The 15,717-nt window shown below is 71.3% G+C and carries 12 protein-coding genes; 3 read left to right on the top strand and 9 right to left on the bottom strand.

Annotated elements, in window-relative coordinates:
* Positions 1–9 precede the first annotated feature (9 nt).
* Positions 10–375, bottom strand: a complete 366-nt coding sequence (locus ASE10_RS14730; RefSeq protein ID WP_055900528.1) for a response regulator — start codon at positions 373–375, stop codon at positions 10–12.
* 19 nt (positions 376–394) lie between these two features.
* Positions 395–793 (bottom strand): twitching motility response regulator PilG, encoded by a 399-nt coding sequence (gene pilG, locus ASE10_RS14725; RefSeq protein ID WP_055900524.1) that lies wholly within the window; start codon positions 791–793, stop codon positions 395–397.
* A 339-nt stretch (positions 794–1,132) separates the two neighbouring features.
* Between pilG and gshB the strand changes: the two genes are divergently transcribed.
* Positions 1,133–2,086: a glutathione synthase gene (gene gshB, locus ASE10_RS14720; protein WP_056305862.1), complete on the top strand. Its 954-nt coding sequence runs from the start codon at positions 1,133–1,135 to the stop codon at positions 2,084–2,086.
* Positions 2,087–2,151: 65 nt separating this feature from the next.
* Positions 2,152–2,967: an energy transducer TonB gene (locus tag ASE10_RS14715; RefSeq protein WP_235565776.1), complete on the top strand. Its 816-nt coding sequence runs from the start codon at positions 2,152–2,154 to the stop codon at positions 2,965–2,967.
* Between the two features lie 187 nt (positions 2,968–3,154).
* Here ASE10_RS14715 and tsaB read toward each other — a convergent pair whose 3' ends face one another.
* Genes tsaB through mrcB form a run of 5 tightly spaced genes read right to left on the bottom strand, consistent with a single transcriptional unit; the run spans position 3,155 to position 9,486 of the window.
* Positions 3,155–3,916, bottom strand: a complete 762-nt coding sequence (gene tsaB / locus ASE10_RS14710) for a tRNA (adenosine(37)-N6)-threonylcarbamoyltransferase complex dimerization subunit type 1 TsaB (protein ID WP_056305864.1) — start codon at positions 3,914–3,916, stop codon at positions 3,155–3,157.
* A 32-nt stretch (positions 3,917–3,948) separates the two neighbouring features.
* Complete coding sequence (locus ASE10_RS14705) at positions 3,949–4,377, bottom strand: VOC family protein (protein ID WP_056305866.1); 429 nt, start codon at positions 4,375–4,377, stop codon at positions 3,949–3,951.
* On the bottom strand, positions 4,370–6,493 hold the full coding sequence (locus tag ASE10_RS14700) for an ATP-dependent DNA helicase (protein ID WP_056104049.1): 2,124 nt from the start codon (positions 6,491–6,493) through the stop codon (positions 4,370–4,372). The genes ASE10_RS14705 and ASE10_RS14700 overlap by 8 nt, the downstream gene beginning before the upstream one ends.
* Positions 6,494–6,512: 19 nt before the next feature.
* On the bottom strand, positions 6,513–7,082 hold the full coding sequence (locus ASE10_RS14695; protein WP_055900506.1) for a hypothetical protein: 570 nt from the start codon (positions 7,080–7,082) through the stop codon (positions 6,513–6,515).
* Between the two features lie 7 nt (positions 7,083–7,089).
* A complete protein-coding gene (gene mrcB, locus ASE10_RS14690; protein ID WP_156087879.1) occupies positions 7,090–9,486 on the bottom strand; it encodes a penicillin-binding protein 1B in 2,397 nt (798 codons plus the stop codon).
* Positions 9,487–9,623: 137 nt separating this feature from the next.
* Between mrcB and ASE10_RS14685 the strand changes: the two genes are divergently transcribed.
* Positions 9,624–11,729 carry a glycosyltransferase gene (locus tag ASE10_RS14685; RefSeq protein ID WP_055900501.1) on the top strand — a complete coding sequence of 702 codons (2,106 nt, stop codon included), beginning with the start codon at positions 9,624–9,626 and terminating at the stop codon, positions 11,727–11,729.
* Between the two features lie 84 nt (positions 11,730–11,813).
* Here the strand turns inward: ASE10_RS14685 and ASE10_RS14680 are convergent, their stop codons facing one another.
* Positions 11,814–13,241 carry a hypothetical protein gene (locus ASE10_RS14680; RefSeq protein WP_056305908.1) on the bottom strand — a complete coding sequence of 476 codons (1,428 nt, stop codon included), beginning with the start codon at positions 13,239–13,241 and terminating at the stop codon, positions 11,814–11,816.
* Positions 13,242–13,484: 243 nt separating this feature from the next.
* Positions 13,485–15,668, bottom strand: coding sequence for a bifunctional (p)ppGpp synthetase/guanosine-3',5'-bis(diphosphate) 3'-pyrophosphohydrolase (locus tag ASE10_RS14675; protein WP_055900498.1), 2,184 nt, complete (start codon positions 15,666–15,668; stop codon positions 13,485–13,487).
* Positions 15,669–15,717: the final 49 nt, after the last annotated feature.

Here is a 15,717-nt window from a genome sequence, read left to right as displayed (position 1 = left end):
CTGATGGCGTCAGCCGCCGAGCAACGCGCTGATGCGCGCGATGAGCTCGTCTTCGCGCGGCGGCTTGACGATGTAGTCCTTGGCGCCCTGGCGCATGCCCCAGGCCTTGTCGGTGTCCATGCCCTTGGTGCTCACGATGAGTACCGGGATGGCGCTGGTCGCAGCGTCGCGCGACAACGCGCGGGTCGCCTGGAACCCGTTCATGCCCGGCAGTACCACGTCCATCAGCACCAGATCCGGCAACTCGCGCTTGCACGCTTCGATGCCGTCCTCGGCGCTGCCGGACGTGAACACCTGGTGTCCGTTACGTTCCAGCAGCTGGGTCAGGACCGCCGTATCGGTCGGCGAGTCCTCGATCAGAAGAATGCGTGCCATTGAATGCCTTACCCCCCGGTCAGGCGTGTACGTGCTTGCGGATCGCGTCGAGGAGTTCCTCGCGCGTGAACGGCTTGGTGAGGTACTGCTCCGAACCGACGATGCGTCCTCTCGCCTTGTCGAACAGACCGTCCTTCGAGGACAGCATGATCACCGGCGTGCTCTTGAACAACTGGTTGTTCTTGATGAGCGCGCAGGTCTGATAGCCGTCCAATCGCGGCATCATGATATCCACGAAGATGATTTGTGGATGCTGGTCGGCGATCTTCGCCAGTGCTTCGAATCCGTCCGTGGCCGTGACCACCTCACAACCTTCGCGTTTTAACAGCGTCTCGGCGGTTCGACGGATGGTCTTGGAATCATCGATCACCATGACCTTCAGACCGTCGAGGCTGCCGTTACGAGCCTCATCGAGCATTCTTTGTATCCCCCGGAGCGAAACGCCGCGCAATCCCCGGCGCGTCGCGAAGATGCCTTTATTCCAAGCCGCACGCATGCTGTCAAGCACACTTTTTCCAGCAGCAAGCTGAACGCGTGAACCACAGCGCCCACCGACCCTGTTGCGGGTTGCGGTTGGCATCGCGGTCCGTTCGCGTTCGGGCATGCGCACGAATTGGGTCGGTCCCGTCGGAATCCGGCAAAGGCGACCCGACGGGTCAGAAATGGGCCCGGCAAGGACCATAGCTGACGCTACATGATGGCAGATATCGATGACCCGCCTGCTACCATCGCGCACATTTCCAGGTACGAACCGCCAATGCCGCTCGACATCGTCGTCGTCATGGACCCGATCGGGTCGATCAAGATCGCCAAGGACTCCACCTTCGCGATGCTGCTGGAAGCGCAGCGCCGCGGCCATCGGCTGCACTATGTGCGGCCCGGTGCGCTGAATTTGCGCGACGGCCGGGTCCAGGCCACGGTCGCCGCGCTGAGCGTGCGCGAGGACCCCAAGGGCTGGTACGAACTGGGCCCCTGGTCACAACTCGTGCTGGGGGCCGGCCACGTGATCCTGATGCGCAAGGACCCGCCGGTCGACGCCAACTACCTGCACGATACCCAGATCCTGAGCATGGCCCAGAACGCCGGCGCCCTGGTGGTGAACGACCCCCAGGGCCTGCGCGACTACAACGAGAAGCTGGCGGCGCTGCTATTCCCGCAGTGCTGCCCGCCGACCGTGGTCAGCCGCGACCCAGCCGAACTCAAGGCCTTCGTGCAGGAGCACGGCGAGGCGGTGCTCAAGCCGCTGGACGGCATGGGCGGGCGCTCGATCTTCCGCGCCCGCGCCGGCGAGGCCAACCTCAACGTGATCCTGGAGACGCTGACCGGCGACCACGGCCTGGCCCTGGCCCAGCGCTACCTGCCGGAGATCGCCCAGGGCGACAAGCGCATCCTGCTGGTCGACGGCGTGGCGGTGGACTACTGCTTGGCGCGGATCCCCCAGGGCGACGAATTCCGCGGCAACCTGGCCGCCGGCGGCCGCGGCGAAGGCCGTCCGCTGAGCGAGCGCGACCGCTGGATCGCCGCCCAGATCGGCCCGGAGATGAAGCGCCGCGGCATGCTGTTCGTGGGCCTGGACGTGATCGGCGACTACCTGACCGAGGTCAACGTCACCAGCCCGACCTGCATCCGCGAGCTCGACGCCCAGTTCGGCCTGAACATCGCCGCCGGCCTGTTCGACGCCATCGAAGCCCGGGCGGCGAGCGCCGCATGAGCGCGGCCGCGGCTCCCGCACCCGGCGCTGCCGGCCTGAACGGCGAAGGCCGTTTCAGCGCGACCATGGTGCTGTCGCTGCTGGTGCACGGGGTGTTCCTGCTCGGCGTCGGCTACGCCCTGGAGAGCGCCGCGCCGGTGATGCCGACCCTGGACGTGATCCTGACCCAGACCCAGACCGCGCTGACGCCCAAGCAGGCCGATTTCATGGCCCAGGCCAGCAACCAGGGCGGCGGCGAGCACGACAAGAGCAGCCGTCCGCGCGAAAACCAGTCCGGCCCGGCTCCGCAGCCGGAGCCCGGGGTCGCCGCGCGCGCCCTGCAGGCGCAGTCGCCCGCCCCCGCCCCGCCGCCGCAGGCACGGGTGATCAGCTCCAGCCGCGGCGAGACCGTGACCGCGCGCGCCCTGGCCACCACCCCGCCCGCCGAACGGCCGCTGCCGGTGGGGCCGGAGAAGATCGAGCGCGACATCCGCATGGCGCGCCTGGCGGCCGAGATCCACCTGCGTTCGGAGCGCTACGCCAAACGCCCCAAGCGCAAGTTCGTTTCCGCCAGCACCCAGGAATACGCCTGGGCCGGCTACCTGCGCAGCTGGGTCGACCGGGTCGAGCGGGTCGGCAACCTCAACTACCCCGACGAGGCGCGCCGGCGCCGGCTGCAGGGCCAGGTGGTGATCAGCGTGGCGGTGCGCCGCGACGGCAGCGTCGAGCGCGCCGACATCGTCCAATCCAGCGGCATTCCGCTGCTCGACGCCTCGGCCCTGCGCATCGCCCGCCTGGCCGAGCCTTACCCGCCGCTGCCGCGCACCGACGAGAACCCCGACATCCTGCACGTGACGCGGACCTGGCAGTTCCTGCCGGACGGGGCGCTGGTCGACGAGTAGGCCGGCCCGAAAACGGCCCGCCGCGGCGGCCGGAAGCGCCCGACCCGATCCGGCGCCATGGACAGCCGGCCGAACCTCAGGCCCTGGAAGGGTTCGCCGGGGAACAGGTCCAGCTCCAGCCACGCCTGCGGCGGCCGGACCCCTTTCGCGAAATTGGACGCAAGGCGCCGTCGCGCCGCCGATCCAATCAACGACCGGCGCGCAGCGCCTGCTGTTCGGCGATGGTCAGGGCGACGTTGTTGCGCAGGTAGGCCGGCTCGACGCGCTCCGGCGCCAGGGCTTCGCCGCGTGCGTAGGCCGCGGCCGCGAGCTTGGCCAGATCGGCGGCATGCGGAAGAGCGCTCGCGTCGATGGCGGCGAAACGCGCGCCGCAACGCCGCGCCAGGGCACCGTCGGCGGCGCCGAAGCCGGTGCCCACGCCGAGCCAGCCGTCGCGTTCGTCGGGCAAGGCCACGGCGTCGGGCGCGCGCACGGCCTCGTGGTCGAGCGCGAACGCGTCGCCGTTGCGCAGTTCGAACGCGCCGGTGTAGACCTCGCCCATGCGGGCGTCGATGCAGGCGAGCACGCGGGAAGTCGCGGTTTCATCGGCTGCGACGTCGCGACTCATGCCGCTCCCACCGGGAGCAGCGGACGCCAGGGCATGGGCGCGCATCGCCAAGGTCGCCAGCGTCGACACCGCCACGATCGGCCGGTCCAGCGCCAGCGCGATGCCCTGCCCCAGCGCGATCGCCAGGCGCACGCCGGTGAACGCACCCGGGCCGCGGCCCAGCGCGATCGCGTCCAGCTGCGACTTGCGGATGCCGGCCTCGGCGAGCAACTGCTCGGCCCAGGGCAAGGAGAGTTCGGCGTGGCGGCGCGGCGCGAGTTCGTGGCGCTCGCGCACTTCGCCGTCGATCCACAGTGCGACCGAACAGGCTTCGGTCGCGGTTTCGAAGGCGAGCAGTTTCATGCGGCGAAGGATTTTGCGTGGTTCATGCGGGATCAGGCGGGCGGCGCGGTCGACGCATCGTCGGGCGCCGGCTGCCACAGTTCGATCAGTGCGCCTTCCGGGTCGACCACGTAGCCGAACTTGCCCTGTTCGCTTTCCTCGTAACGGTCCAGCACCTGGCAGCCTTCGGCGCGCAGCGCGGCCAGGGTGCCGGCGAGGTCGTCGACGCGGTAGTTGAGCATGTAGGGCTTGTCGCTGGGCTTGAAGTACTCGGTATCGGCTTTGAACGGCGACCACACCGTGCAGGCGCTTTCGCCGGTGTCGGCACGGTTCCAGAACATCAGCGCGCCGCCCCAGTCCTGGGCGTCGATGCCGAGGTGGCGCGCGTACCACTGCGACAGCGCGGCCGGGTCCTGGGCCTTGAAGAACACGCCGCCCAGTCCGTGCACGCGGGGTTTGCGGCTTTGATCGGTGTCAGTCACGGTCCTGCTCCTCGCTGCGGTCCGAACCGGATTCTAGCGATTCGGACCGCGCGGCATCGGCGCCCGGGGCGAAGAACCCCGCCACGTCGGCGATCTCGCGGGTCCGCGGCAGCGGCGGCAGCGAATCCAGGAACACCCGGCCGTAGCTTTTGGACAGCAGGCGCGGGTCGCACAGCACCAGCACGCCGCGGTCGGTCTCGGTGCGGATCAAACGGCCGGCGCCCTGCTTGAGCGCGATCACCGCCTGCGGCAGCTGCTCGTCGCGGAACGGGTTGCCGCCGCCGCGGCGGATCGCGTCCAGGCGCGCCTCGAACACCGGATCGTCGGGCGCGGCGAACGGCAGCTTGTCGATCACCACCACGCTCAGCGCCTCGCCGGCCACGTCCACGCCCTCGCGGAAACTCGCCGCGCCCAGCAGCACGCCGTTGCCGGAGGCGCGGAAGCGCTCCAGCAGCACCGGTCGCGGCGCTTCGCCCTGCACGAACAGCGGCCAGGGCCCGCCGCGCAGCAGTTCGGCGGCCTCGCGCAGGGCGCGGTGCGAGGCGAACAGGACGAAGGCGCGCCCGCCCGAGGCCTCCAGCACCGGCCGCAGCTTGTCGACCAGACTCTCGTTGTAGTGACGCACCATCGGATCGGGCAGGCCGCGGGGCAGGTAGCACAGCGCCTGGCGCGGCCAGTCGAACGGGCTCGGCGCGAGCAGGGTCTTGGGTTCGACCAGGCCGAGCTTGTGCGCGTAATGCTGGAACTGGCCGCCGACCGCGAGCGTGGCCGAGGTGAACACCCAGGCCGCGCGCGAACGTTCGCGGTGCTCGGCCAGGGGGCCGGCGACATCCAGCGGGGTGCGGCTGAGGCGGAAGCCGCGCGCGGTCAGTTCGTACCAGAGCACGCTGGCGTCTGCCTGCGGCGGCGGCGGTTCCTTGCCGGCATCTTCTTCGCCGAAGCCGTCGGCGTCGCCGCTCGGCAGCGGCACGCGCACTTCGAAGGGGTCGCCTTCCTGGTCGACGATGTCGTCGGCGTCGCCGTGGCTGCGCGGTTCGCCGCGCCAACGGCGCAGGCGCGCTTCGAATTCCTTGGCCCGCGCGTGGCAGCCGTCGAAGCCGGGCGCGGCCTCGCGCAGCGGCGCCAGTGCGGTCTGGATCTGCTGCAGCGCCGCGGCCAGCACGTCGAAGGCGTACTCGACCTCGGGCAGCTCGGCCGCGCGCTTGCGGGTCGCGCGCACCGGCAACTCGTCCATGGCCGCGCGCAGTCCGCGCACCGCCTGTTCGAGATCGCGCGCCGGCCCCTGCATCACCGCCAGCGAACCCGGCGAGTTCTTGCATTCGGCCAGGGCATCGCGCGCCAGCTCGACCAGCGGCCGCGCGCTCAGGGCCTCGCCGAAGAACTGCGCGGCCAGGTCGGGCAACTGGTGCGCCTCGTCGACCACGAAGGCCTGCGCGCCGGGCAGGATTTCGCCGAAGCCTTCCTGCTTCAGGGCCAGGTCGGCCAGCAGCAGGTGGTGGTTGACCACCACCACGTCGGCGGCCTGGGCGCGCTGGCGCGCCTGGACCACGAAGCAGTCGCCGAAGAACGGGCATTCGCTGCCCAGGCAGTTCTCGGCGGTCGAGGTCACCATCGGCAGCAGCGGCGAATCCTCGGGCAGCGCCTCCAGCTCGGCCAGGTCGCCCATGCGGGTGCGCCCGGACCAGGACACGATGCGTTGGAACTGCGCCGCCAGTTCGCGGCTGCCGAAGCGCGGCTCGCCTTGGGCCTGCTTCAGGCGGTAATGGCACAGATAGTTCGCGCGCCCCTTCAGCAGGGCGGTCTTGAGGCCGATCCCGAGCGCGTCGCGGACCCGCGGCAGATCGCGGTGGTAGAGCTGGTCCTGGAGCGCGCGGGTGCCGGTGGAAACGATGGTCTTCAGGCCCGACAGCAGCGCCGGCACCAGATAGGCGTAGGTCTTGCCGGTGCCGGTGCCGGCCTCGGCCAGCAGGGTGCCGCGCGCCTCGAAGGCGTCGGCGATCGCGACCGAGAGGTCCTGCTGCGCCGGCCGCGGCGCGAACGCGGACAGGCTGCGTGCGAGGTCGCCGCCCTCGCTCAATGCGGCGCGGCTGGCTACGCCGAGGCGGCCAGGCTCCATTACAGCGACCTCATCGACGTCAGTACCGCGGCGGCGCGGTAACGGTGCAGGCGTCGACCTGGGCGCGCGCGGCGGCCACGTCCTTGCCGGTCTGGGCGATGTTCGCGCTGGCGGCGGCCATGTCTTCCTTGTAGACCGGCGTGGTCTTCAGCACGTCCAGGCGGTGCTGGCGCACGGCCGCGATCGTCGACCAGTGCCGGCGGCACAGCGGGCCGACCTTGGAACCGCCGTCGAAGGCCTGCTTGGCGTAACGCTCGGCGTCGTCGAGCTTGCGCAGCAGCAGCGCCGCCTCGGCGCGCTCCTGCAGCAGCGCCGGATCGCCGGCGTTGATCGCCAGGGCCTGGTCGAGCGCGGCGGCGGATTCGGCGTACTTGCGCTGTTTTTCCAGCGCCGTCGCGCTCTGGCGCAGGTCCTCGACGCGGTTGTCGCGCAGCGGCTGCACGTCGAGCTCGCGCACGCCGGTCGCAGAACGGCGGATCGCCACGACCGCGGTCTCGGCGTCGTAGGCCGGCTCCGGCGCGGGCGGCGCGGTGACGCAGGCCGCGCACAGGGCGCTCAGCGCCAGCGGCGCGGCGAAACGGAACCTCATACGCACTTCACTGCTCCTGCTGCGGCGGCGGGGTTTCGGCCGGAGCCTGCTGCTCGTCGTCGTCACGTTTGCCGATACCGAACCAGTCGCGCCAGCCGCCGCTTTCCTGCTCCGGCTCGGCCTGCGGCATCGGGCACGGCGCGTAGTCGGGGGCGAAACCGGCGACGAAGGCGAAGCGGCGCGCGCTGGCGCAGCCCGGGTCGGTGGTGTTCTGGTTGACGATGAACTGCCAGTCGATGCCCTTGTCGCCGACCTGCAGCGGCGCGCTGGGCAGGCGCGAGAAGATCGCCGACCACACCCGCATCGCACCGGTGGCGCCGTACAGGCCGGTGGTCTGGTTCTGGTCGTTGCCGACCCAGATCACCGCGAGGTGGTCGCCGGTCCAGCCGGCGAACCAGCTGTCGCGGCCGTCGTTGCTGGTGCCGGTCTTGCCGGCCGGCGACAGGCGGCCGAGGCCGTCGTTGACCAGCTGGCGGCCGGTGCCGCTGGACACCGCCTGCTGCAGGGCGATGGTGATCAGGCGCGCCGCGATCGCGTCGCCTTCCTGGGCCGGCGCCGGTTCCTTGTCGTAACGGTTGACCGCCTTGCCGTTGGCGTCGAGCACGCCGCGCACCGCGTGCAGCGGCTGGATCTCGCCGCCGGAGGCGAGGAACTGGTACAGCTGCGCCATCGCGTACGGGCTCTGGTCGACCGCGCCCAGGATCAGCGAGGGGTTCGGGTCGGTCTCGATGCCGGCCAGGGTCTTGATCAGACCGGCCACGCGCTCGGGCGCGACCTGCATGCCGACCCGCACCGTGGCCTGGTTGTAGGACTGCGCCAGCGCATCGACCAGACGCACCGTGCCGTGGCTGCGCCCGTCGGAGTTGCCGGGGCTCCAGCGCCTGCCCTTGCCCAGGGTCACGGTGACCGGCGAATCGTCGACGTAGCTGGCCAGCGAGTACTTGCCCGGCTGCGCCAACGCGAGCAGATACACGAAGGGTTTGAGCAGCGAACCCACCGGCCGCTGCGCTTCGACCGCACGATTGAAACCGTGCTGGGCGGCCTCGCGGCTGCCGACCACGGCCACCACTTCGCCGTTGTGCACGTCGGTGACCACCAGGCCGGCCTGCAGCGGCGGGCGGCGCTTGTTGTCCAGGCTCTTGAGGGTGCGCGCGACCGCGCCCTCGGCCTGGGCCTGGGCCGACGGCGCCATGCCGCTCATCACGCTCAGGCCGGCGCCGGCCAGCGCATCGGCCGGATAGTCGCGGGCCAGCTGGCGGCGGACCAGATCGACGTAAGCCGGGAACCGGTTGGCGGAGGTGCTGCCCGGCGTCTTGGTGATGCCCAGCGGCGTCTTCAGCGCGCGCTGGTATTCGGCATCGTCGATCAGCTGGGTCTCGTGCATTTCGCCGAGCACGAAGTTGCGCCGTTCCAGCGCGCGTTCGGGATTGCGGCGCGGGTCGTAGTACGACGGCCCCTTGACGATGCCGATCAGCAGCGCGAGCTGCTCGGTGCTGAGGTCGCGCAGGTCGCGGCCGAACCAGAACTCGGCGCCGGCGGCGACGCCGTGGATCGCCTGCGAACCGCGCTGGCCCAGGTAGACCTGGTTGAAATAGGCCTCGAGGATGGTGCGCTTGTCGTAGCGCGCCTCGATCAGCAGCGCGTACAGGATTTCCTTGGCCTTGCGGGTCGGGGTCTGCTCCTGGCCGATGCCGAGCAGGCCGCTGCGCGCGAGCTGCTGGGTCAGGGTGCTGGCGCCCTGGCGGGAGCCGGTCGCGGTCTTGAACGCCGCGCGGATCATGCCGGAGATATCGATGCCGAAATGGCTGTTGAAATCCCGATCCTCGACCGCCTGTAGGCCGGTGACCAACAGTTCGGGCACGTCCTCGATCCGCACCAGGCGACGCTCTTCCTGCTTCTGCCCGTACAGGGTGGCGATGCGCGCCGGGTCCAGGCGCGCGACCTTGAGCGATTTCTTGGTGCCGGCTTCGCGCAGGCTGGCGACGCGGCTGCCGGACAGCACCACTTCGATCCGGCGCGCGGCGACCGCGCCGTCGACGTCGTTGTAGCCGCGGCTGGAGATGATCCAGCGGCCGCCCTCGCGGGCATAGGTGCCGGTGCGCGCGCCGCTGCCGTCGTCGCGGTAGGCCGAGGCATCGAGTTCGGTCTTGAGCGTGCCCGCGTCCAGGGTTAAGCCGGGAGTCAGTTCCAGCGGCCGCGCGTAGACGCGCGTGGGGATCTGCCAGCGCAACTGGCCGAAGCGTTGTCCGACTTCGTGATTGAGGTAGAGCGTATACGGGATCAGGAAACCCAGCCCCAGGCCGATCGCGGCCAGGATCCAGGTGACCAGGCGCCGTTTCCAGGTCGGGGCGCCGCCGTCGTGCGACCGGGAGTCGTCGGAGGTGTCGTCTTCGTCGTAATCGATTCGGGCCACGGCATGGGACAATGACAGGGCTGCGCCCTCGTAGCCTTCGAGTCTAACGCAGCCGGCCGGCGCCGCCGCGCGGCGGGCCCGGCCCCCGACCCCGTAGTAAGGATTCCCTTCAGCATGACGAGCGATCGATGGCGATGAGTTGGACCGATCTTCGGTTTTTGCTGGACCGGGGAACGGGCCTGGCGCGGCGCGGCCTGATCAGCCTGCGGACCCGCGGTCTGAGCGCCTCCTGGCAGCGCGTCCTGCGCCAGTTCCATCGCCTGCCCGACGCTCAGCGTGCGGCCCTGTGGCTGCCGCAGGCCGAACCGTTCGCGCCGTTCGCGCTGCCGACCTCGGACACGCCGCGCGCCAGCATCGTGATCCCGGTCTACAACCAGTTCGCCCACACCCTGGCCTGCCTGCGCGCGCTCGCCGCGCGCCCCGCCGAGGCCGCGTTCGAAGTGATCGTGGTCGACGACGGCAGCTCCGACGCCACCGAAGCCTCGCTGCGCCAGATCGAGGGCCTGCGCTACCACCGCCGCAGCCAGAACGGCGGATTCATCGCCGCCTGCAACGACGGCGCGGCGCTGGCGCTCGGCGAATACGTGGTCTTCCTCAACAACGACACCATTCCGCAGCCTGGCTGGCTGGACGTGCTGCTGGCGACGTTCGGCGAGCACGCCGACGTCGGCCTGGTCGGCGCGCAGCTGGTCTATCCCGACGGCCGCCTGCAGGAAGCCGGCGGCATCGTGTTCGCCGACGCCAGCGGCTGGAACTACGGCCGCTTCGACGCGCCCGATCATCCGCGCTACGCGTTCCTGCGCGATGCCGACTACTGCTCGGGTGCGGCGATCGCGCTGCCGACCGCGCTGTTCGAGCGCCTCGGCCGTTTCGACACGCGCTACGCGCCGGCTTACTACGAAGACACCGATCTCGCCTTCGCGGTGCGCGCGGCCGGGCTGCGCGTGGTCTATCAGCCCAAGTCGCGGGTCGTGCATTGCGAGGGCATCACCGCCGGCACCGATACCGGTTCGGGCGTCAAGGCCTATCAGGTGCGCAACCGCGGCGTGTTCGCCGACAAATGGCGCGATGCCTTGACCACGCAGTGGACGCCGGATACGCCGGCCGATCGCGCCGCGTTCGCGCGCGGCCGCCGCAGCGTGCTGATCGTCGACGCGCTGGTGCCGCAGCCGGACCGCGATTCCGGCTCGCTGCGCCTGGTCAATCTGATGCGGCTGTTGCTGGAGGAAGGCGCGCACGTGGTGTTCGTGCCGGCCTACCTCGCCCACACCGACGCTTCGGTCGAGGCGATGCAACGCATGGGCGTGGAGGTGTGGACCGCGCCGCAACTGGGCCGCCTGCCGGCCTGGCTGCACGAGCACGGCCCGCGCTTCGACACCGTCATGGTCTGCCGCCACTACGTGCTGCGCGAACTGCTGCCGCTGCTGCGCAAATACGCGCCGCAGGCGCGGTTGGTGTTCGACACCGTCGACCTGCATTACCTGCGCGAACGCCGCGGCGCCGAAGTCGCCGGCGACGCGACTCTGGCGCGCGCTGCCGAAGCCACGCGCAAGCTGGAACTGGACATCATCGCGCGCGCCGACGCGACCTTCGTGGTCAGCGAGGTGGAGCGCAGCCTGCTCGCGCAGGACGCGCCGCAGGCGCAGGTCGACATCCTGTCCAATCTGCACCGCGTCGCCGGGCCGGGGCGCGCGTTCGAGCAGCGCCGCGACCTGGTCTTCGTCGGCGGCTTCCGCCATCCGCCGAACGTGGATGCGGTGCGCTGGTTCGCCACCGAGGTGTTCCCGCTGATCCGCGCCGAACTGCCGGAGCTGCGCTTCCACTGCATCGGCGCCGACGCGCCGCCGGAGATCGCCGCGCTCGCCGAACAGCCCGGCATCGAGATCCACGGCCACGTGCCCGACCTCGATCCGTACATGGACGGCGCGCGCATCGCCGTGGCCCCGCTGCGCTACGGCGCCGGCGTCAAGGGCAAGGTCAACCTGAGCATGGCCCACGGCCAACCGGTCGTGGCCACGGCCTGCGCGGTCGAAGGCATGCACCTGCGCGACGGCGAAGACGCGTTGGTGGCGGACAACGCCGCCGACTATGCGCAGGCCGTGCTGCGGCTGTACCGCGATCCGGCGCTGTGGCAGCGCTTGGCGGAGAACGGTTTGCGCAATGTGGAGACGCACTTCTCTCTGGATGCGGCTCGCGAAGTGGTACGGCGGGTGTTGTTGCATGGGAAGACTTGAAGCCGATCCTCCCGTGAGCGCGTAACCGCAGGCTGCGACGACCGCAGCATGCAGCCGCTGCTGGAGAGCCGCCTGACCCCGGCCTCAGTTCACCCCGGCCGTCGCCACCCGTACCCGGTTGGCGAAATCCTCCAGGCCCGCCGCGCCCGCGTCCAAGGCGCGCGCCGCATTCAGCGCCGCCTGCGCCGCGCGCAATTCCCCGGCTCCCAGGCGCTCATCGCCGACTGCGATCCAGCGCTGCGCCAGACGCCGTCGCGCATCCATCAGCGCCGCGCCCTCGCCTTCCAAGGCACGCCGCGCATCCAGGCATTCGCCGGCGCGGCTGAGCCGGTTGCCGCGCAGTTCGTTTTCGAAACAACGCCGCGCCGCCGGCAACAGGCGGGCGGCGGCGGCGCGCACTTTGGGGTCCTGCGGCGCGATCGCCTGCGCCGCGCGCAGTTTGTCGTAGGCGCTGTCGCCGGGCGGCGCCAGCAGTTCGCCGCGCGCTTCGGCGGCGGCGGCTTCGGCCAGCAGCGTGCGCAGGCGCTGCTGGCGCTGGGCGATCGGCAGTTCGCCGCCCAGACGCTTGCGCGACTGGCGCGCGCGTTCCAGGTGCTGGCGCGCTTCGACCACGGCCGCGGTGGCGGGCGCGATCGCGTCGGCCGCGCGCAAGGCCGCGGCGGCCTCGTCGAAGCGGAAATCGGCGGCCAGGCGTTCGCTGCGCTGCGCGTAGGCGCTCGCAACCGCGCCCAGGCCGCGCTGCGCTGCCGGGTCCTCGTGCAACGCCGCCAGGATGTCGCGATAGCCCTCGGCGGCTTCGGACAGGCGGCCGCGACGCAATTCGCGCTCGGCCTCGCCGCGACGGGCGTCGGCGCGGCGTGCGAGTTCGGCCAAAGCATCAGGCAGTTCGCCATGGCCGGCATCGGCGGCCTGGGCACGGCGGATGCGCGCGGCGCCCGCGAGCAGATCGCCATGGGCCAGGGCCTGGCGCGCCTGCTGCAACAGATCGGCGAGGGTGTCCTCGCGGCCCTCCAGGGCTTCGACGCGGTCGGGCTGCAAGGCCAGCACCCGCTGGTACAGGGGCAGCGCCGCGTTCTCGCCGTCGTCGAGATGACCGGCCGCACGCGCTTGCGCGGCCTGCATCAGCACCCGGTCGAGGCCGGCGTCGGCGGCTTCGCGCGCGCGCAAGCGCTGCTCCAAGGCGTCGGCCTGGGCGCGCGGCACCGCCAGCTCGCTGGCCAGAGCGAGGGCGGCGTGGGCGTCGGCATAACGGCGTTGCACGATCGCCTGCTCGGCCCGGACCAGCGCGGCCTGGCCGACCCGGGTCAGGCCGCTGCGGGCTTCGTCGCGGTCCGGGTCCAGGGCCAGCGCGGCCTCGTAGAGTTCGCGCGCGCCGCGCCCGTCGGGCGACGTCAGCCGGCCCTCGCGCAGGGCCGCAGCGGCGTCGCTGCGCAACTGCTGCAGACGCGAATCGGGCCACAGGCGGTCCGCCAGCGGCTGGCGCAGCAGCACCAGGGCCAGCAGCACCAGCATTACCGCAGCGGCCGCGCCCCAGCCGAACCAGTGCGGCGCCGGCTCCCGCCGCGGCGGTCGGCTACGTTGGTCGAAACGAAGGCTGGTCCAGCGCCCGAATTCGGGTTCGATGCGGGTCGGCGCCGTGGCCGGCGTGCGGCCGCCGGGCGGTTCCTTGCGATCGTGGCTGGGCGGCGGTTCGGACGTCACCGCGAAAGCATAGCCCCGTAAGCACCGCACCAGAGTGACGGCGCGGATCGCGGCTCAGCAGCGCTGCGCCTGCTCCACGCCGGGCAGCGAGGACAGCTTGCCGAGCAGGGTCGACAACTGGCCGTAGTCGGCCACGCGCAGGCGCAGGCGCAGGCGCACGCGCGCGCCGGCGCGCTCGACGTCGCTGCGGATGCTGACCACGTGGGCGTTGCCCTGGGCGATCAGGTTGGTGACTTCCTTGAGCAGCCACTTGCGGTCCAGCGCCAGCACTTCGATGTCGGTTTCGTAGCCGCTGCCCTTGCGCCCCCATTCCACCGGCAATACACGCTGCGGCTGGGTCGCGGCGAGCCGTTCGAACGCCGCGCAGCCGGGACGGTGCACGCTGACGCCGCGGCCGCGGGTGAGATAGCCGACGATGGGCTCGCCCGGCAGCGGCTGGCAGCAGCGCGCCAGCTGCACCAGCAGGTTACCGACGCCTTCGACGGTGAAATCGGCGCTCTTGCTCGGGCGCCGCCGCGGCACCGGCGCCAGGGTGGTGGTGCCGGTCGTGGGCGGCGGCGGCGCGGCCGCGGCGCGCTCGTGTTCGAGCAGGGCGCGCCCGACCTGATGCGGGCCGAGGTCGCCGAGCGCGACCTGCACGTACAGGTCGCCGTCGTTGGCCAGATTGAAGCGCTCGCGCGCCGGCGCCAGATCGGCGCCGAGCAGACCGAGCCGGCGCAGTTCCTTGTCCAGCAGCTCGCGCCCGGCCTGTTCGTTGCGGGCGCGGTCGAGCTTGTGGAACCAGGCCCGGACCTTGTCGCGCGAACGCCCGCTGGCGAGGAAGCCGTTGGCCGCGACCAGCCAGTCGCGGCGCGGTTCGCCGGTCTTGGCGGTGAGGATCTCGACCCGGTCGCCGCTGCGCAGCTTGTGGTCCAGCGGGACGATGCGGCCGTCGATCTTGGCGCCGCGGCAGCGGTGTCCGACTTCGGTGTGGACGTGGTACGCGAAGTCCAGCGGCGTCGCCCCGGTCGGCAGGTCGATCACCTCGCCCTTGGGCGTGAGCACGTAGACCCGGTCCTCGACCAGCTCGGTGTCGAGTTCGCCGGCCAGGGTCGCGTCGCCGCCGTCGCGGCCGCCCTCGCCGTGGGCGTCGAGCAGCTTGCGCATCCAGGCGATCTTGCGGTCGAACGAGGCGTCGGCGGCCTGGCTGCCGGCTTCCTTGTACTTCCAATGCGCGGCCACGCCGAGTTCGGCCTGGCTGTGCATCTCGTAAGTGCGGATCTGCACTTCCAGGGTCTTGCCTTCCGGCCCGACCACGGCGGTGTGCAGCGAGCGGTAATCGTTGCGCTTGGGCCGGGCGATGTAGTCGTCGAACTCGCTCGGAATCGGCGTCCACTGCGCGTGGACCACGCCCAGCGCGGCGTAGCACGCCGCCAGGTCCTCGACCATGACCCGCACCGCGCGCAGGTCGTAGAGCTCGCCGATCGGCACGTCCTTGCGCTGCATCTTCTTCCAGATGCTGTAGATGTGCTTGGGCCGGCCGGCGACGTCGGCGCCCTGCAGCCCCGCCGCGGCCAAGGCCCCGCGCAGGGTACGCTTGACCTGTTCGATGTAGCGCTCGCGGTCGCCGCGCTTCTCGTCGAGCAGGCGCGCGATCTTCTGGTAGGTCTGCGGTTCCAGGTAACGGAACGCCAGGTCCTCCAGCTCCCACTTCAGCTGCCAGATGCCGAGCCGGTTGGCGAGCGGCGCGTGGATGTCGCGGGTCAGCGCGGCCAGTTCGCGGCGCGCGTCCGGCGCCAGCGCCTCGGCGTTGCGCATGCGCGCGAGCTGGCGCGCGAGCAGGATCGGCACCACCCGCAGATCGCGCACGATCGCCAGCAGCAACCGCCGCAGCCCTTCATGGCCGGAGCGCGCGCCGTGCTCGGCATGCAGGGTCCAGACCTGGGCCGCGGCGCGCTGACCGTCGAGCAAGGCCGCGACCGCGGGGAACTGCTTGTCCAGGACCGGGCCCAGCGCCGCCGCCAGGCCCGGATAGGCATGCAGCAATGCGGCCGCGACGGTGTCGCCGTCGGCGCCGAGCAGGCCCAGCGCGTCCAGGGTGGCCGCGACCACCGGCGGCGCGTCCAGGGCGTCGCGCGCGGCGGCCGGGTCGGCCGCGGCCTCGTCCAGGCGCTGCCGCAACGGACCGGCGATCGCCGCCGCCGAAGCGTGCGCGAGCGCGGTCTGGACCGGAGCGGAGGTGGCGGGCGATGCGTTCATCGCGGATTGCGTATCGGGATCGAAGCGCTATGGGGGAGCGTCTACACTA

Source organism: Lysobacter sp. Root76 (assembly GCF_001428685.1).
Lineage (GTDB): Bacteria > Pseudomonadota > Gammaproteobacteria > Xanthomonadales > Xanthomonadaceae > Lysobacter.
This window is presented reverse-complemented; position numbering and strand designations above follow the sequence as displayed.